This is a genomic window from Marisediminitalea oceani (assembly GCF_003731635.1).
In the GTDB taxonomy this organism is placed as follows: domain Bacteria; phylum Pseudomonadota; class Gammaproteobacteria; order Enterobacterales; family Alteromonadaceae; genus Alteromonas; species Alteromonas oceani.
Genome location: NZ_RCUA01000037.1, coordinates 17,362 through 34,215 on the forward strand (window position 1 = coordinate 17,362; position 16,854 = coordinate 34,215).

At 50.4% G+C, this 16,854-nt stretch carries 11 protein-coding genes; 2 read left to right on the top strand and 9 right to left on the bottom strand.

The features are described from left to right. Window positions 1-2: 2 nt before the first annotated feature. The 4 genes from ihfA to D9T21_RS12140 all read right to left on the bottom strand — a co-directional run bounded on the left by ihfA (window position 3) and on the right by D9T21_RS12140 (window position 4,444). Window positions 3-302 carry an integration host factor subunit alpha gene (gene ihfA / locus D9T21_RS12125; protein WP_073324884.1) on the bottom strand — a complete coding sequence of 100 codons (300 nt, stop codon included), beginning with the start codon at window positions 300-302 and terminating at the stop codon, window positions 3-5. 5 nt (window positions 303-307) lie between these two features. Next, entirely contained in the window at window positions 308-2,695 is a 2,388-nt protein-coding gene (gene pheT / locus D9T21_RS12130) for a phenylalanine--tRNA ligase subunit beta (protein WP_123325217.1), read from the bottom strand. An 11-nt stretch (window positions 2,696-2,706) separates the two neighbouring features. After that, window positions 2,707-3,687 (bottom strand): phenylalanine--tRNA ligase subunit alpha, encoded by a 981-nt coding sequence (gene pheS / locus D9T21_RS12135; protein ID WP_105936601.1) that lies wholly within the window; start codon window positions 3,685-3,687, stop codon window positions 2,707-2,709. Window positions 3,688-3,904: 217 nt separating this feature from the next. Continuing rightward, window positions 3,905-4,444 carry an isochorismatase family protein gene (locus D9T21_RS12140; protein ID WP_123325218.1) on the bottom strand — a complete coding sequence of 180 codons (540 nt, stop codon included), beginning with the start codon at window positions 4,442-4,444 and terminating at the stop codon, window positions 3,905-3,907. A gap of 389 nt (window positions 4,445-4,833) precedes the next feature. Between D9T21_RS12140 and D9T21_RS12145 the strand changes: the two genes are divergently transcribed. Next, window positions 4,834-7,410 carry a TonB-dependent siderophore receptor gene (locus tag D9T21_RS12145; RefSeq protein WP_123325220.1) on the top strand — a complete coding sequence of 859 codons (2,577 nt, stop codon included), beginning with the start codon at window positions 4,834-4,836 and terminating at the stop codon, window positions 7,408-7,410. A gap of 57 nt (window positions 7,411-7,467) precedes the next feature. Here the strand turns inward: D9T21_RS12145 and D9T21_RS12150 are convergent, their stop codons facing one another. The 3 genes from D9T21_RS12150 to D9T21_RS12160 all read right to left on the bottom strand — a co-directional run bounded on the left by D9T21_RS12150 (window position 7,468) and on the right by D9T21_RS12160 (window position 12,026). Next, window positions 7,468-7,659, bottom strand: coding sequence for a CsbD family protein (locus D9T21_RS12150; protein ID WP_123325222.1), 192 nt, complete (start codon window positions 7,657-7,659; stop codon window positions 7,468-7,470). A gap of 219 nt (window positions 7,660-7,878) precedes the next feature. Next, window positions 7,879-10,938 (bottom strand): efflux RND transporter permease subunit, encoded by a 3,060-nt coding sequence (locus D9T21_RS12155; protein WP_123325224.1) that lies wholly within the window; start codon window positions 10,936-10,938, stop codon window positions 7,879-7,881. A 2-nt stretch (window positions 10,939-10,940) separates the two neighbouring features. Continuing rightward, window positions 10,941-12,026: an efflux RND transporter periplasmic adaptor subunit gene (locus D9T21_RS12160; protein ID WP_123325225.1), complete on the bottom strand. Its 1,086-nt coding sequence runs from the start codon at window positions 12,024-12,026 to the stop codon at window positions 10,941-10,943. Between the two features lie 101 nt (window positions 12,027-12,127). Here D9T21_RS12160 and D9T21_RS12165 point away from each other — a divergent pair, with 101 nt between their 5' ends. Beyond that, window positions 12,128-13,021: a LysR family transcriptional regulator gene (locus D9T21_RS12165; protein WP_123325227.1), complete on the top strand. Its 894-nt coding sequence runs from the start codon at window positions 12,128-12,130 to the stop codon at window positions 13,019-13,021. A gap of 30 nt (window positions 13,022-13,051) precedes the next feature. Here D9T21_RS12165 and D9T21_RS12170 read toward each other — a convergent pair whose 3' ends face one another. Next, a complete protein-coding gene (locus D9T21_RS12170) occupies window positions 13,052-14,716 on the bottom strand; it encodes a hypothetical protein (RefSeq protein ID WP_123325229.1) in 1,665 nt (554 codons plus the stop codon). Window positions 14,717-14,776: 60 nt separating this feature from the next. Continuing rightward, window positions 14,777-16,624 (bottom strand): alkaline phosphatase PhoX, encoded by a 1,848-nt coding sequence (locus tag D9T21_RS12175; protein ID WP_123325231.1) that lies wholly within the window; start codon window positions 16,622-16,624, stop codon window positions 14,777-14,779. Between the last annotated feature and the right edge of the window lie 230 nt (window positions 16,625-16,854).

The following is a 16,854-nucleotide window of genomic DNA, read 5'->3' on the forward strand; positions in this document are numbered from 1 at the left end:
GTTTACTCTGTCGGTGGTTTGGAATTTTCCACGCGACTTTTTAACTTCTGACCCGGACGGAATGTCACCACCCGACGCGCTTTAATCGGAATGTCTTCGCCGGTTTTTGGATTACGGCCAGGACGTTCGTTTTTGTCGCGCAGATCAAAGTTACCAAAACCGGATAGTTTCACTTGTTCACCGGATTCCAGTGCGCCTTTGATTTCTTCAAAAAACGCTTCCACTAAATCTTTAGCGTCCTTCTTATTAATACCCAGTTTTTCGAATAAGTGTTCAGCCATTTCGGCTTTGGTTAGTGCCATAAAATTTACTCTCTTAACGCTGCCCCGAATTCCGACTCAAGCCCTTGAATCACTGAATCTACCGCTGCTTGTATTTCCGCATCTTCCAGTGTTTTGCCCGGATCCTGCAGGATTAAAGACAATGCCAGGCTCTTTTCACCGTCAGCAATTCCCTGTCCTGTGTACACATCGAACAAGTTTAGGCCAACTAGTTGATTTACGCCAATTTTTTCAACAAATTTTATTATATCGCCTACTTTCACGGTTTGTTTAACCGTAATGGCGATATCACGGCGGTTTGCCGGGTACTTCGAAATCGGCTGTGCCTGAGGTAATTTGCGGTCTGTGAGGGCCGCTAATTCAAGTTCAAACAGAAACACTCTTCCGTTAGTGCCCAGTTGCTTACTGAACTGCGGGTGTACCGCGCCCAGCCAGCCAACACATTTATCGTCCAGGTAAATCGCCGCCGACATACCCGGATGCAATGCAGAATGCGTTTCTGTATTAAAAGTGACCGTTTTTTCCTTTCCAGTCAATGCTAAAAGTGCTTCAACGTCTGCTTTTGCATCAAAAAAGTCCACCGGCTTGTCATTAGCATCCCAATGTTCATCATAACGACGACCAGCAACTACCCCTGCCAGCATCGGTTCCTGACGAATGCTGTTTGGTGCTTCTGCATCCGGAACAAACCGCAGGCCGGTTTCAAACAAACGAATACGCTGTTGCTGTCGCTTCTGGTTATATGACGTTGCCTGTAACAGTCCCGGCCATAAACTTACCCGCATAATCGACATGTCCGCCGATATAGGATGTGGCAGCACAAGGCCATTACTCTCAGGGAAAAGTGCATTTTGTATTTTTGGATCGACAAACGAATACGTAATGGCTTCGTTATAGCCGCGATTCAGCAATACCGATTTCACGGTATTCACCGATAACTGCTTCTCGGTTGCCGGTAACATCGACAAGGCCGCGACCGGTGCCTGATTAGGAATACTGTTGTAACCGTATACCCGGGCCACTTCTTCGATTAAGTCTTCTTCAATCTCAATGTCAAAGCGATAGCTTGGTGCCGTAGCTACCCAGCCTTCATCGGTTTCTTTGGCATCGAGCCCTAAACGCGCAAGGATTTCGCTCACCGTGTCAGCGGCAATATCAATACCCAGCACCTTAGCTAAGCGCGCTTTGCGTAAAGTCACTTCGGCACGAGTCGGAATATCACTTTCGCTCACTGCTTCAACCACCGGACCGGCTTCACCGCCGCAGATTTCTAAAATCAGCTGGGTAGCGCGCTCCATTGCCGTGGCTTGTAATTGCGGATCCACTCCACGCTCATAGCGGTGTGAGGCATCGGTGTGCAGACCATACTGACGGGCTTTACCCATAATCGCATCCGGGTGGAAAAACGCGCTTTCCAGCAGAATGTCGGTAGTATTTTCGTCGGTACCGGAATGCAGACCACCAAAGATACCAGCCATAGCCAGCGCTTTGTTGTCATCGGCAATGACCAGGGTGTTATCTTTTAGCTCAACTTCGGTTTCATCCAGTAAGGTGAGCTTTTCACCAGCCGTTGCCATGCGAACATTAATACCGCCTTCAATGGCAGCCAGGTTAAACGCATGCATCGGATGACCCAGCTCCAGCAGTACGTAATTGGTTACGTCGACAATCGGGTCGATACTACGGATACCGCTGCGGCGCAGTTTCTCGGTAAGCCAAAGAGGAGAATCAGCTTTAACGTTAACGCCTTTAACCACCCGGCCAAGATAGCGCGGGCACGCCTGAGGTGCGCTTAAGCTAATGGCAAGTTTATCTTCAATAGCCGCAGCAACCGGTGCAACAACCGGCTCGCACACATCGGCTTTATTCAGTACGCCCACTTCGCGGGCAACACCACGCAGACCAAGGCAGTCAGCACGGTTAGGGGTAAGGTCGACTTCGATAGTGACATCATCCAGACCAAGGTAGTCACGAATGTCTTCACCTACCGGCGCGTCCAGCGGCAATTCAATAATACCGCTGTGGTCGTCACTCACGCCCAGCTCAGAATAGCTGCACAGCATGCCAAACGATGGCTCGCCACGCAGTTTGGCTTTTTTGATTTTAAAATCGCCCGGCAGTACCGCGCCCACTTTGGCAACGGCAACTTTTAAGCCCTGACGACAGTTTGGTGCACCGCAGACAATATCAACCAGTTCATCATCGCCTACGTTAATTTTGGTGACTCGCAGCTTGTCAGCGTTAGGGTGCTGACCACATTCCACTACTTCACCTACCACCACGCCGCTGAATTCACCAGCAACCGGTTCTACACCATCAACTTCCAGACCAGCCATGCTCAATTGTTCGCACAGCTCATCCCGTGATACGGCGGGGTTAACCCACTCTCTTAACCATTTTTCACTGAATTTCATTTTGCTTTGCCTTAATTGAACTGCTTGAGGAACCGAAGATCGTTTTCAAAGAATGCGCGCAGGTCGTTAACGCCGTAACGCAGCATGGTTAAACGCTCTACGCCCATACCAAAGGCAAAGCCGGTGTATTCTTCCGGGTCGATGTTCACCGCCCGCAGTACATTAGGATGCACCATACCGCAGCCCAGAACTTCCAGCCACTGACCGTTTTTGCCCATCACATCCACTTCGGCAGAAGGCTCGGTAAACGGGAAGTAAGACGGACGGAAGCGCACCTGCAAGGACTCTTCAAAGAAGTTTTGCAGGAAGTCATGCAGAATACCTTTGAGCTCGGTAAAGCTGACATTCTTGTCTACCATCAGGCCTTCTACCTGATGGAACATTGGCGTGTGAGTCTGATCGTAGTCGTTACGATAAACACGGCCTGGCGAGATGATCCGCAGTGGCGGCTTCTCGGCTTCCATGGTGCGAATTTGCACGCCAGACGTCTGCGTACGCAGCATGATTTCAGGATTGAAGTAGAAGGTGTCATGGTCGGCACGGGCCGGGTGATTGGCCGGAATATTCAGCGCATCAAAGTTGTGAAAGCTGTCTTCCACTTCCGGGCCGGTTTTTACCGCAAAACCCAGCTCGCCAAAAAACTGTTCGATTCGCGCGATGGTGCGCGACACCGGGTGCAGGTTACCGTTTAACTCGGTACGGCCCGGTAAGGTCACATCAACCGCTTCTTCAGCCAGTTTTTTGTTTAACTCAGCGCTGCGCAAGGCGTCGCCTTTGGCGCTGATAGCCTGCTGAATTTCTTGTTTGGCTACGTTAATTTTTTGTCCGGCAAGAGGACGCTCTTCGGCCGACAACTGCCCTAACCCTTTTAACAGGTCGGTCAGCTTGCCTTTTTTGCCCATGAACTCAACTCTAACCTGGTCGAGCGTTGCTGCGTCACTGGCAGCGTCAATCTGCGCTTTGGCCTGACTGACTATCGCTTCAAGCTCCATGATTTCCCCAACTTGGTACTTAATATGCTGCTAACACCCACTGCTGTTATCGCCCCGTGCGGGACAGCCGCAGCAGCGGGTAAATAAAAGGCCGTTATTTTACACAAAGGATAAAAGCCGCGGCTACCCTAACAAGCTGATTTCAGCAAATAAAATCAAAAAAACCGGCAAATGGGGCGAAAACCACCCTATCCGGCGATTATTTTGCTCTGTCAGGCTACTTTATTAGCGGCAGAATCGATTTAAACTGCTCAGTGTCAGCCCTTTCAAGTAGTTCAAACAAGGCCATTTCCACACCGGTGAGCTGGGCGCCAGCACTCTGCATTTTTTGCAGCGCCAGCTGTTTATTGGCCGGATTACGGGATGACACGCAATCGCTGAGCAAATGCACCTGTTTACCACTGGCCAGTAAATCAATCACAGTCTGGTACACGCAGATATGGGCTTCGATGCCACACACCAGCCATTGTGAACGATTCAGCGCCTTAACCTGCTGCTCTATGCCTTCGGTGCGAAGTGCACTAAAGGTGGCTTTTGCAAAGGCTTCTCCGGCAGGAATAAACTGATTGAGTTCCTCTACCGTCGCCCCGAGTTTATCGGGCAACTGCTCGACAAACAGCACCGGAATGCCCAGGGTTTGCATGGCTCTGATCATAGTGGCTATTGAGTTAATCATGGCGTCGCTGTTGTCGACCAATCTTGCCAGTTTGCCCTGCACATCAATAACGATAAGGCCGGTTTCCTGCTGTACTAACACAAGCTGCTCCTGTTTGTTTACTATGCTCTGACTATAGCAAATAACCACCTGAATGTATTAAAACCAATCCGCGCCAATACGCTGGTCACTGGTCGCAAATTCTTGTTTGTTTATCGTGCAGCGAGGTGTTTTTTTGGTGCAAAACCGTGCACATAGCGTTTCGTCATTCATATTTTACCAATCCAGTGGTGCGACCAGCGAAAAAAATCACGCCATGCTCATTAATAACTCAAAACATTGGAATAAAACAACTTTATTTAACTTCCCTCACACCGAAATTAATTATATGACATTATACTTTCGGCCAATTCAGACCAACTGGTCAGGTTTTGGCACGCGATGTGCTCTGCCGTGGCGGGACTTTTCCATAACACTCAACAGGGAATTCTATGAAGCACACCTATTCGTTTAACCCGATAGCGGCCGGTATTGCGTTATTTTTTCTAAGCAGCCAGTTCTCCGCTTATGCACAGGAAGCAGCAGAAGTCAGTGAAGCTGACGTAGAGAAAATCGATGTACTGGGTAAGAAAACTGATTATTACTCAATCATGCCGGATGGCAAAAACAGCAGTGCTTTTGGATTGGATAAAAGCCTGTATGAGACGCCGCGTTCAATTACCGAAATCAGTGAAGACCTGGTCGACAAGTTTGCGCTGCGCAGCGTGGATGATCTGGTGCGCCTCACCCCTGGTGCATTCACCAGTTCATTTTTCGGTATTAAAGGCGCCATGGACATCCGCGGCGAGCCAGCTGATAACTACTTCCGTGGCTTTCGTAGGATTGCTAACCCGGGTGCATTCAACACCATTGTCCGTGGTGCTGAAAAACTCGAGGTAATGCGTGGGCCGGTTTCACCGTTATACGGCAGCGGCAGTGTGGGTGGCCAGCTCAACTATACGCCTAAGTCGGCCAAGGTTGGCGGCAGTAAATATATTGATGAAGTTACCGGTGACCTGTCGGTTACCGTGGGGTCATATAATCAGCGCATCATCTCCGGTAGTCTGGGGATTCCGCTGGAAATCGGTGGCAAATACGGCGGTCTGCAGCTATTTGCCGAAGTTGAAGACTCCGAGTCGTTTTTCGACGGTTATGAACCTTCCAGCGAGCTGGTCCAGGCCGCCGTTGACTTTGATTTGTCGGACAACACCACCTTGCAGTTTGGCGTACAGTACCAAACCACCGACAGTATTCAGGTACCTGGCTGGAACCGGGTAACCCAGGATTTAATTGATAACGGCACCTATATCACAGGTGCAGCGCCAATTCGCAACTCAGATAATCCTATCGGGGCAGATACCCTGTTACCGCAGGAGTCTTCTTTCATTGCACCTTTTGCACCCAGCTTCCTCAACAACGCCTTCAGTAACGTTAACAGCTGGTGTACGGCGGCGGATGCCGGTAGCGGCAATGCCATGTATAACGGCTTTGAAGTGAGCTGTGCCGGTGGCTTTGGTAACTTCCTGGCCGACCGCACGCTGGATAACCCCTATGCACTAACTGATGTTGGTACGGCACAAATTGATCATCAGACGACCTTTATTGATGATCATGACTATGCCGACACTACCGCAATTACCGCTTACTTCGACATTACCCACGAATTCGACAGCGGCACGGTGTGGAAAAACGAAGCGTTTTACGACTACATGGATCATACCAAGTTTCAAAGCTGGGGCTTTACCGCTTATTATCCCGATGCTTTCCTGTATGAGTTACGCAGCAGCCTGACCTTCGAATACGAAGGCGACGGCTTTATGGCCAATAGTATTGTGGGCGTCAACTATCGAAATGAAGAGCTCGATAACTATGCAGCCTGGATGGACGAAACCTTTGACTTCAGGGATATCACTGTGGGCCCAACGGCTAACGACCGTATTTCCCCGGCGTCTTTCGACCCCTACCAGAATGCCACTTTACTGTATGACGCCGACGGCAACGTCACCGGCGTAGAAGGTACGCTAACCCGTAATTTCAACGAAGTGCATTTGTCTAAAACCGCTAATGTGGGGACTTTCTTCCTGACGGATTTCACCTACGGCAAGCTGAATTTATTACTCGGCGCGCGGTATGATTACTTTGATGTGGAGTCTGAAAACGGCTGGGTGGCCTACCTTGGCGATCCACAGGGTAACGGCGTAATTTCAGGCAGTGACACCGCGTTCAGCTTTAATACCAGCGTGTCTTACAATGCCGACGGTATTATCCCCTACGTGACTTACTCTGAGTCTAACTCTCTGAGTACCAACCAGTTAGGCGGCATCATTCCAACCACGATTGAAAACAGCCAGTACATTCAGGAGTCTACCCTGCAGGAAATCGGTGTGAAGATGAACCTGTTGGATAACCGCCTGTATACCGCTATCGCCTGGTACGATCAGGATAAAACCTACCGTGACAGTCAAACCGGTGCACTGGTTGCCGTATATGGTGACGGCCTGGAGTTTGAAATGCGTGCGCTGGTAAATGAGAACCTGTCGATACTGGCAACGGCTACTCATACCAATACTGAGGAAGTCAGTAACGGTGCACTGGCGGTAATCAACGGTGCCGATTTTGCGGCTCAGAATGGTTTGAACCCTGAAGACGTCTACGGCGGTCGTATTGCCGGCCCTCGTTCGGCGTTTGTGGGCATGAACACCCGTATGGAACGCGGCGGCTTACCGGATAATATTGTTAGCATTTATGGTACCTGGGCACAGGAGCTGGGTGCTGGCGATGTTACCGGTAGCCTTGGTCTTACCTGGGTAGATGAAACCTACACCGACATCATGCAAACGGTAATGTTACCAAGCTACACCGTAGTCAACGGCTCGGTCAGTTATGCGCAGGGTCCGTTCACCGGACTGCTACAGGTTAATAATCTGATGGACGAGGAATATTACACCTCAGCAGATTTGTTCGACTCTGTGGTAGTTAAGCCCTCAGCAGGCCGCACTTTCTCGCTAACACTGACCTACGCTTTCTAAGCGCAGCTCAGCTCAGCTCAAAAAGTACAAGCCCCGGCATTGTCCGGGGCACTTGTATTAGCTGTTCAGCGAATCAAATTCCTGACGCGCTTTGTCGCGGCTCATGCCATACTTTTCCTGCATTTTGCCGTAAAACTCTTCGAAGTTGCCTTCCATTTGTTCTACTTCGTCATCGGTAAGTTTGCCCCACTTCTGCTTAACTTTACCGGTTAACTGGTTCCACTTAGCTTTAGCGATATCGGTATTCATATCTTGCTCCTTGTCTTTGAAAATTGCGCAAGCGTTGAAAAACTGATGCGCATATGAAAACAACATAAGGACTAATGCGAGAGTTATACCAAAAATTAATTCTATATATTTCAATATATTAAGAAATATGATACCCAGAACGAAGACATCATAGAAAACTCTTACAGGCTGTTAGTGCAAGAGTTACAAGGCAGGTTGCGAATGCAACCTGCCGGCTGGCTATTTTTGAATTTTAAACACCAGACTGTAGAGCACGGGTACAAACACCAGCGTCAACAGCGTGGCAAAGCCCAGTCCAAACATGATCACCACCGCCATGCTGGCAAAGAAGTCATCAAACAACAGCGGGATCATCCCCAGGATGGTGGTAATTGCCGCCATACAAACTGGCCTTACCCGGCTGAGTGTTGCGTGAAACAGCGCAGAATACGGCGCTTTACCCTCTTCCAGTTCCAGCTTCACCTGTTCAACCAACACAATGCCGTTTTTGATGATCATGCCCGACAGGCTCAAAAAGCCCAGCAAAGCCATAAACCCGAAGGGCGCGCCGGTGATCAGCAATCCATAACTCACACCAATTAATGCCAGCGGAATACAGGCCCAGATAATGCCGGCAATGCGCGCAGAGGCAAACAGCAGCACGGTGGTAATAAACATGATCAAGTAGCCTACCGGTAACGAGCCAAAAATGGCTTTCTGCGCTTTACTTGAAGCTTCAAACTCGCCGCCCCACTCCAGCTCATAGCCATCCGGTAACGGGATCGCCTCAATTTTGCTCCGTACGCGGGAGAATAACTTTGATGCAGTTTCGTTACCCAGTATATCGTGGTCGGCCATTACCGTTAGTGTACGCTTACGGTCGCGACGCATGATAATGGGATCTTCCCAGCTGATATCAAAGCGTTTTACCACCTGCGTTACCGGAATGTACTGCTGGGCCGTAGCCGAATAAATTTGCAGGTTTTCCAGGTTATCGGCGGTTAAGCGCTCCTGCGGCGGTGGCCGGCTAATAATAGGCAATAAGTCCGTGCCATCGCGGTAAACGCCTATTTGCGCACCGGAAAAACTGGTTAACAGCAGGTTGTCCAGATCGGCTTTACTGATGCCCACGCGGCGGGCGGCCGCTTCATTAAAGATAGGACGGATCACTTTGGTTTGCTGACGCCAGTTATCGCGAATATTACGCGCGCCGCTATCGGCTGCGAGGATCGCTTTAGCTTCTTCAGCCAGGCGGCGCAGTTCGGCTGGTTCCGGGCCACTGAAGCGCGCTTCAATCTTAGCATCGGTGGAAGGACCAATCTCCAGCCGTTTTATCTTATAAAATACTTCGCTGAATTCTGTTTCCATGTAATCGCGCAAACGCGGTAACTGAGCTTCCAGCGCCTCGCCATCGCGCATCCGGATCACCAGTTGTGCATAGGTCGCATAGCTTTTCTCAGTCTGGTAAGTCAGCATAAAGCGGGTCAGGCCCTGACCCACTGTAGAAGTAACTTCTTCCACGCCGTCTTCGTTTAACAGGTGCTGTTCGATGTGGTTAATTTTATCTGCATTCACGCGAATATCGGTACCGGCCTTATGCCAGATATCCACCAGAAACATCGGTGTGGTGGAAGGAGGGAAAAACGACTGTTTAACGCTGCCAAAGGCAATCACCGCACTGACCAGCAAGGCCACCATGGCCACTACAGTCACCACCCGAAACTTGAGCGCGACATGCAAAATGGTGCTGAATACATCAAAAATCAGGCCGTTGTAGAGCTCCTCGCTGCCTTTAAGTTCATCATCGCCGGCGTTATTGGCATCTTTAAACAGTAATGAGGCAAAAAATGGCGTGAGAGTGATAGCGGTAACCCAGCTCAACAATAAGCTGACAAACAACACCCAGAACAGGCTGCCGGCAAATTCACCGGTGGCATCGCTGGATAAGCCGATGGGCGCAAAAGCAATAATAGCAATCACTGTGGCGCCCAAAAGCGGCCACATATTCTGACTCACCACGTAAGAGGCCGCCTGGGCTTTGCTGTAGCCCCTTTTCATGGCGATGAGTATGCCTTCGGTCACCACAATGGCGTTATCCACCAGCATCCCCAGTGCAATGATCAGCGCCCCCAAAGATATACGCTGGAGGTTAATCTCCATTTGCTGCATAAAGATAAAGCTGCCGAGCACGGTTAACAGCAGGATCAGGCCAATCAGCAGGCCGGATTTAACGCCCATGAAGATCAGCAGCACTACAATTACAATGCCAACGGCCTCGGCCAGGTTAAGAATAAACCCCTGTACCGAATTATCTACTTCGATGGGCTGATTGTAGATAAAGCTGGTTTGCATCCCGACCGGGCGCATGTATTCCAGCTCATCCAGACGCTCCATAATACGTTCGCCCACGTCCACTACGTTAACGCCATCGGCAAAGGATATGCCCAGTAACAGCGACTGCTCGCCGTTGTAATGGATAAGATTAGACGGCACTTCCTCGTAGCCCCGGTAAATGCGTGCTACGTCTCCCAGGTAAATTCGTTCTGAGGCACCAGCCTGACTGATCAGCAGGTTTTCCAGTTCCTGCACGGATTCAAATTCCCCGGTGGGATTGATGCGGATGTACTCATCACCAATTTTGACTTTACCGGCGTTTGACACCTGGTTCTGACTCACCAGCAAGGCGCTGATGCGGCTGGGGCTTATCCCCAGTGATGCAATTTGTGAGCGGGCAATTTCAACAAACACCTGCTCCTGTTGCTCGCCCTGAACGGTTACCTTGCCAACGCCCTCTACCAGGATCAGCTCCCGCTTGAGGTAGTCCACATAATCGCTAATATCCTTATACTGGTACCCTTCCCCGTTGATGGCTATCAACATGCCATACACATCGGCAAAATCATCCATTACTCTGGGCGGATAAACACCGGATGGCAGGGATGGCGTGAGATCATTAATTTTGCGACGCATCTCTTCCCAAATCCCGCGCAACGCGTCTTTGCGATAGATGCTTTTCATCTCTACGGTAATCTGCGACTGGCCCGCCGTGGAAATCGACGTGATGTTGTCGACGTAAGGTAATTCCTGAATAGCGTTTTCGATGGGGTATGTCACTTCTTCTTCAACCTGAGTAGGCGAAGCTCCGGGATACTGGGTGATCACCATGGCTTTTTTAATGGTGAACTGAGGATCTTCCAGTCTGCCCAGGCCAAAAAAGGCAACAGTGCCACCAATGAGCAGGATCAGCGTGACCAGCCAGCTCGTGGTGCGGTTTTTAACAAAATATCCGGCAATGTTCACCCTTACAGCCCCCGCTCTTTATGCCAGACCCGAATGGTTTCACCGGCCTTTAAGCGGTGCACGCCGGCGGCCACAATTTGCTCGCCATTTTGTAACCCGCCGGTCACCACAAAACCGTCGTCGGTGATGCTGCCTAAGGTAACGGCGCGCTTTTCAAGCTGATTACTGCTATTAACCACAAACACGTAGCTCTGCTCGCTTTCGCCGGTGCCGTCTGAAAAAATGGCCGCAGCGGGCACGTTCCAGCCGCCGTTTTTCACTTTCAGGATCTGATCGAGTTGCGCTCGGACAGTCGCCGACATGCCTGGGAACACATTAAAGGTTTCCGGGCGGGCCAGTTGAAAGACTACTTTGTAAGTGTTGGTCGCCGCATCAGCGTCGGTATCATATTCTTTGAGCCTGGCACGAAAAACCTGCTCTGGGTGGGTATCAAAACGCACTTCCGGCTGATACTGGCTATCTTTATCCACATTCGACAGCATGTCTTCGGGGATTTGAATGGCCACATCCACCACGGTGTTTTTTTGCAGCGAAAAGACTGGTTGCTGGGCAGTGATACTTTCGTAGTTTTCTACATAACGCTGCGCAACCTGACCGGCAAAGGGCGCGTGTAATTCGGTATAGGCCAGGTTTGTACGGGCCGATTTTAATGCTGCTTCAGCCACTTTTAACTGTGCCTGAGCTTCGTCAAAACCGGCTTTAGAAGCCAGTTGTTTATCGAGCAGGGTTTTAGCGCGGTCAAACTGCACCTTGGCCAAATCGTAATTGGCTTTGGCCTGATCCACGGCTATCTGATAATCAGTCGGATCCAGTGTGGCCATGGTATCGCCCGCCTCAACGTGCTGACCGGCAGTCACATTCAGTGAATTGAGCTCACCCGACACCCGAAAAGCCAGGGTTGCTTCCTCACTGGCTTCAACCACCGCAGGAAATTCACGGTATCCACCGCGATCCACACTACTTAAGGTAATGGTTTTCACCAGTTTGTTATTTTGATTTTCGGCGGCCGTGGTTTCCGCTTCACCACTGCAACCGGTAATGGCAATTAACAGCGCAGCAGCGACCAGGCTGCTGCGAGTCAGACTCATGAGGTTCACTTAATCTCTCCTGATACTAGGCACTGGCAATATACGCCAACTTAAACCAAAATAATATTTAATCTATTTTACTAAAAACTTAAATTTAATTTATGACACTAGAGCAATTACGCATGTTTGTTACCGTCGCTGAGCAAGGCAGTATCGCCAGAGCGGCTGAAATACTGCACAAAACCCAGCCGGCTTTATCCATTGCTATCAAGCGTTTTCAGGAGGAATTACAGCTTTCCTTGCTGAAAAAAACGGCAAATCGATTGCAACTGACCGCTGACGGCCAGCGTTTACTGCCCCACTGCCTTTACCTGTTACGTCAGGAAAAGGATATCGGCACACTCGCTTTTCATTTAAAACAGGGCCATGAGAGTAAAATCGAATTTGCTTTTGATACTATATGCCAGCAGGACAGCTTTTTCGACGCCATCATCGACACTCAGCAACGATTTCCCCAAACCGAGTTATATCTTTCGGCGGTGCAGCGCTTGGGAGCTATTCAGCGGCTTATAGATGGTACGGCTGATATCGCGGTATCCCCCTGGACCCATTCGTTTCACGAACTGGCCAGTTTTGAAACCCAGCCCTTCGGCCGCTTTGATGTGGTGGCGGTTATCCATCAACGCCTCCTTAGCCATTATGACCGCCCGCCCACGTCTTCCAGTCAGCTCAGGGACATCCCGTTACTGATGCCACAATCTTTTGATATTGATTTGAATATTGAAAAGGTCATGGGAGTGGTGCCAAGCTCAACCATTCGAACCAACGACACAAACACTCAAAAAGGCCTGTTATTGCGCGGGGCTGGCTGGGGCTATATTCCGCAAAATACCATTACCGAAGAGCTACAAACGGGCACACTGGTACAACTGGTATTAGATGATGTGACCTCATCCATTCGCGGCGAGATAAACCTGGTGCGGGAAAAGAAACGCCCCCGGGGGCCGGTGGCGACGTTTTTGTGGCAGGCATTAACGGCTATGGCAACAGCTTAACCGGCCGTTAAGCCGGTTAAGCTTTACTGATTAACGGTTATCAGCCACTTTGCTTTCATTTTCAGCAAACCAGTCGAGGCGCATATCCCAGTGATAGCGATGTTCTGGCAATAGTGGCGGTTGCTCGGCATCGATTTCACTCAATACGTTAGTCGCTTCGGTGATAGTTGCATCACGGCCAAACAGGTAGCTCTGCTCCTTTACGATGGTCTGATACGCTTTGTTCAGCGCCAGGGCTCGCTCGGGGCTCGGGGTAATAAGCTCATACACCGAGTTAGCCTGTTTTACTTTTGCTTCATTTAGCTCACCGTCTGCGTTGAACCAGCGAGCCAGCATTTCGGCGTTCTGGCGGAATTCGTCACCGCCCCCTACACGTTTCATGTAAGTAAGAAATTCGCCTTCCTGCTCGTTAATATTGGGCACGTCGTCAATCTCATGCAGGTTAATGTAACCCCAGCCTTTGGCTCCGGGCACCTTGCGGGCAAAGGAAAAGGTCTGATCAAAGGTTGAACCCACGGTTTTGTGGCAACCATTACAAAAAGCCAGCTCCTGTTGATGCTGCGGCCGCAGTTGCCCTTGGGCATCCTCGATATAGGCATTCAGCGTCCAGCCAAAGCCATTATCGATGCCCTTTTCCTCGCTCAAATATCGGGTTTGCGGCAGCTTCTCAAAGGCCTTGTCTTTGGCTTCTGCATAGTAAGCTGAGGCTAGGCTTTCCTTACTGCGAAACAACGCCTTTTGCATATAGCGCACTTCTTTCATCCGCGGCGCATTGTAGATCTGGCCCTCATCATCCACACCAATATAACGCACTGTGTGCAATAGCTCGGTGCCCTGGGGGTAAAGCTGATAGCTCAGCTCAATGTCGCTGGCATCACCAACATAGTGAATTTGACGCTGAATGTGAGTAATTGCCTCACTGAGCGCGCCGTCGCCATTTAAATCCATGCCGATAGTCTGCTCATTAAGTTGCGGCACCGCCAGGCTATTCACATCCTTAAGGGCCATTTCCAGCAGGGTCAGGTTAGCCAGGTATACATCTTCACTGTATTCCCCCTTACGCTGCTGAAACGCTTCGGGCAGACGGATCATGGCATCACCGGTTGAACCGTTGGTGGGCCAGAACGTGCTGGGGAAAGGCTTATAGTTATACGCGACCCAGCCGCTGCCGTCATTGGCTATGCCATGCTCGCCGAAGGCTTTAGCGGGGTAACTGAGTTGTTTAATCTGCATTTCTGCAGGCAAGCCATTAGCGGTGCTGGCGGTGTAATTATCCTCGCCGATATAATCCAGAATCGCTTCATCGCTGATACCGGCAATCAGTTCGCGGCGGTCAACAAACAGGTTTTTCCAGCTGTTCGTAAGCCCTACATCCGAAAATTCGTAGTTGCCCTGCAAGGTACCGTCGCCCATCTGGTTGGGGCGATTCTCGCTATTATCGTAACTCTGGTGGCAAGCGTAACACGGGTTATTTTTGCCGTTGGTTTTGGTGTAGCACTGCGGCGGAATAACCGACTCAGGGTTATACACTTCATTGTGCTCCATGTACGCCAGTGCGGGAATATCATCCCCTTCTGAATAGGGATAAACCGTATCTTGTGCACTGGTTTGAACCGCGCTTTCGTCTTTGCAGGCACTGAGAAGCATGGTGCTCATCAGCGTTAGCATTGTCAGTGTGATCGTTGTTTTTTTCATAGTGTCTTAAACGCAAAAATCCGGGTGCCAGGCACCCGGACAAATTTGACAGTGTGTTACTTACTTCTGAGCTGGCTCATACATCCACAGGGTATTGTTTTCCTGGAAACCATCTTCACCAATCAGAATACGGCCATCGTTCATAACGATAACGTTATCCGGCTGCGACAGTTGGTCCACATCACAACGCTCTGCACCAGTCAGGCTTGAACGGTAAGTAGAACCCATTACCACAGGCTCAATGCGAGAGATGTTGTAGTTCTCGCCAAGACGAGCACGGTAAACGCCACCACAGTCTTTAACGCGGGCAGACAGTTGCATGTCGCCTTCGCCGTCCGTCATAGTGTTGTCGATATCTGAGATGCCGATGTAAACGTAAGCATCGGTTACGATTTCACCTTCAATAGTATCCACGCCTTCAACCGCTTCCTGAGCGCGTTTGTGGTTAACTGAAATACCTTCCAGCTTACGCCACTCGGCCGTTGCGCCCATGGCTTTGGCCGCCGCACGTGACTCAAGGAAAGCTACCCGATCGTCCATAGCCTGACCGGCAGTCACTTTACCACCGCCGTTAGCTACGGTTGGGTAAGTGGCATCACCATTGGCCCAGGCTTCCACATCGGCCAGCGTGATATAAGAGCTCTCGCCGTCAACGTAGTCGTCGGTACCAATGCCGTTGTATTCGTCAATCCAGGCGCGGATGGTAAGGTTATCGCCGCTGGCCAGCTCTACCCACTCAACATCAAAGCCAGTAGTAGCCGGATCGTTCTGGCCCACATCCTGGGTCAGTTTGGCGCCATATAAAGTACCGGCACTTAAGTCTTCCGCTACATCAGCAACAAACTTAAACAATACGCCGCCGGTGTCGTCCTGAGACAGGTATACGGTGCGGCCATCAGGCATTACGGTTGAGTTTTCGTGCTCGTAACGGCCCATCGCCAGGTGCTTCACAATAACTGGCTCATCGGCAGCAGGCTCAGTGACTTCAGCAATGTAGCCGTAGTTATACGGGTTTGGTACATCTGGTGCAGTCATTTCCCACATGCGGCCGATACGCGCGTTGGTAGCTACTTCATTAGGATCATTCCAGCTGGCATCAGTGGTGCTGTCGACAGTTGAATCAACTACCCACTCTTCTGAAGTCAACGGCGTGCCCCAAGGAGACATTGAACCAAAGCAGTTAGCGGCTGTGCCCCATACTGGCGAGAAGTCGAGCATCATAACATCGGTAACGGTCCACATGCCCTGCTCGTCACGCTCGATCTGCATACGGCTCATGCCGCCTGGCAGCTCTTCCCAGTTAGAAAACAGGTAGCCCTGGCCTTCGCCGGTAGGCAGGAAGCCGTTAAAGTCAGGCATGTCGTTTTCCAGTACCAGCGTACCGCCGTCAAGGGTATAAATGTGACCCAGACCTTCAGGCAGCTCACCGTTATAAGTATCGCCAGTCTGACCCAGAACCTGGTACTGACCAATAGCAGTAGTCACCAGCTCTTTTTCTTCCTGTGAAGCAGGTACCGGTGAATCCGGTAACGTCGCTGGCAGATTATTAAAGTTTACGCCGGCCAGTACACCCACGGTGCCGGTGTTAATGGGCATGCTGTTGATGCTGTTAGTAGCGGTATTGGTGCCTGATGGGTGCTGCACGTTAAAGAACAGATCGCCCTCGTCAGTAAGAAAGATACCAGTGACTTCAGCACCCAGTGGTACGGTAGCGATACGGGTTAATTTACCTACAGAATCGCCGCTCTCTCCCTGCGGGCCTTGTTCGCCTGGTGCGCCCTGTGGGCCTTCAGCACCAGTTGCTCCATCAACGCCGTCGTCACCGTCCAGTGAACAGGCTGATAATCCCATTGCAATGGCGAGCGCCAGCGCAGAATAACGAATACCGCGAAATAGTTCTTTTTGCATTATTTTTTCCATCTTGTGTGTGCATGAATACAGCGGCCTGAGTGCTGTACCCGGATTAAATTTGCGCGAATAGCTTGAACACAAGGTGTGAAAATGCGGTGACAGCCACATGACAAATGGGTGAAGGTTTTATTAATACAAGATGATAATCAGCAAGTTATGATAAGACAGGCTAACAGCCATGCGGCATTCATCTATTTTGAGCAGGTATTATTGCCGCTGGTATGTTT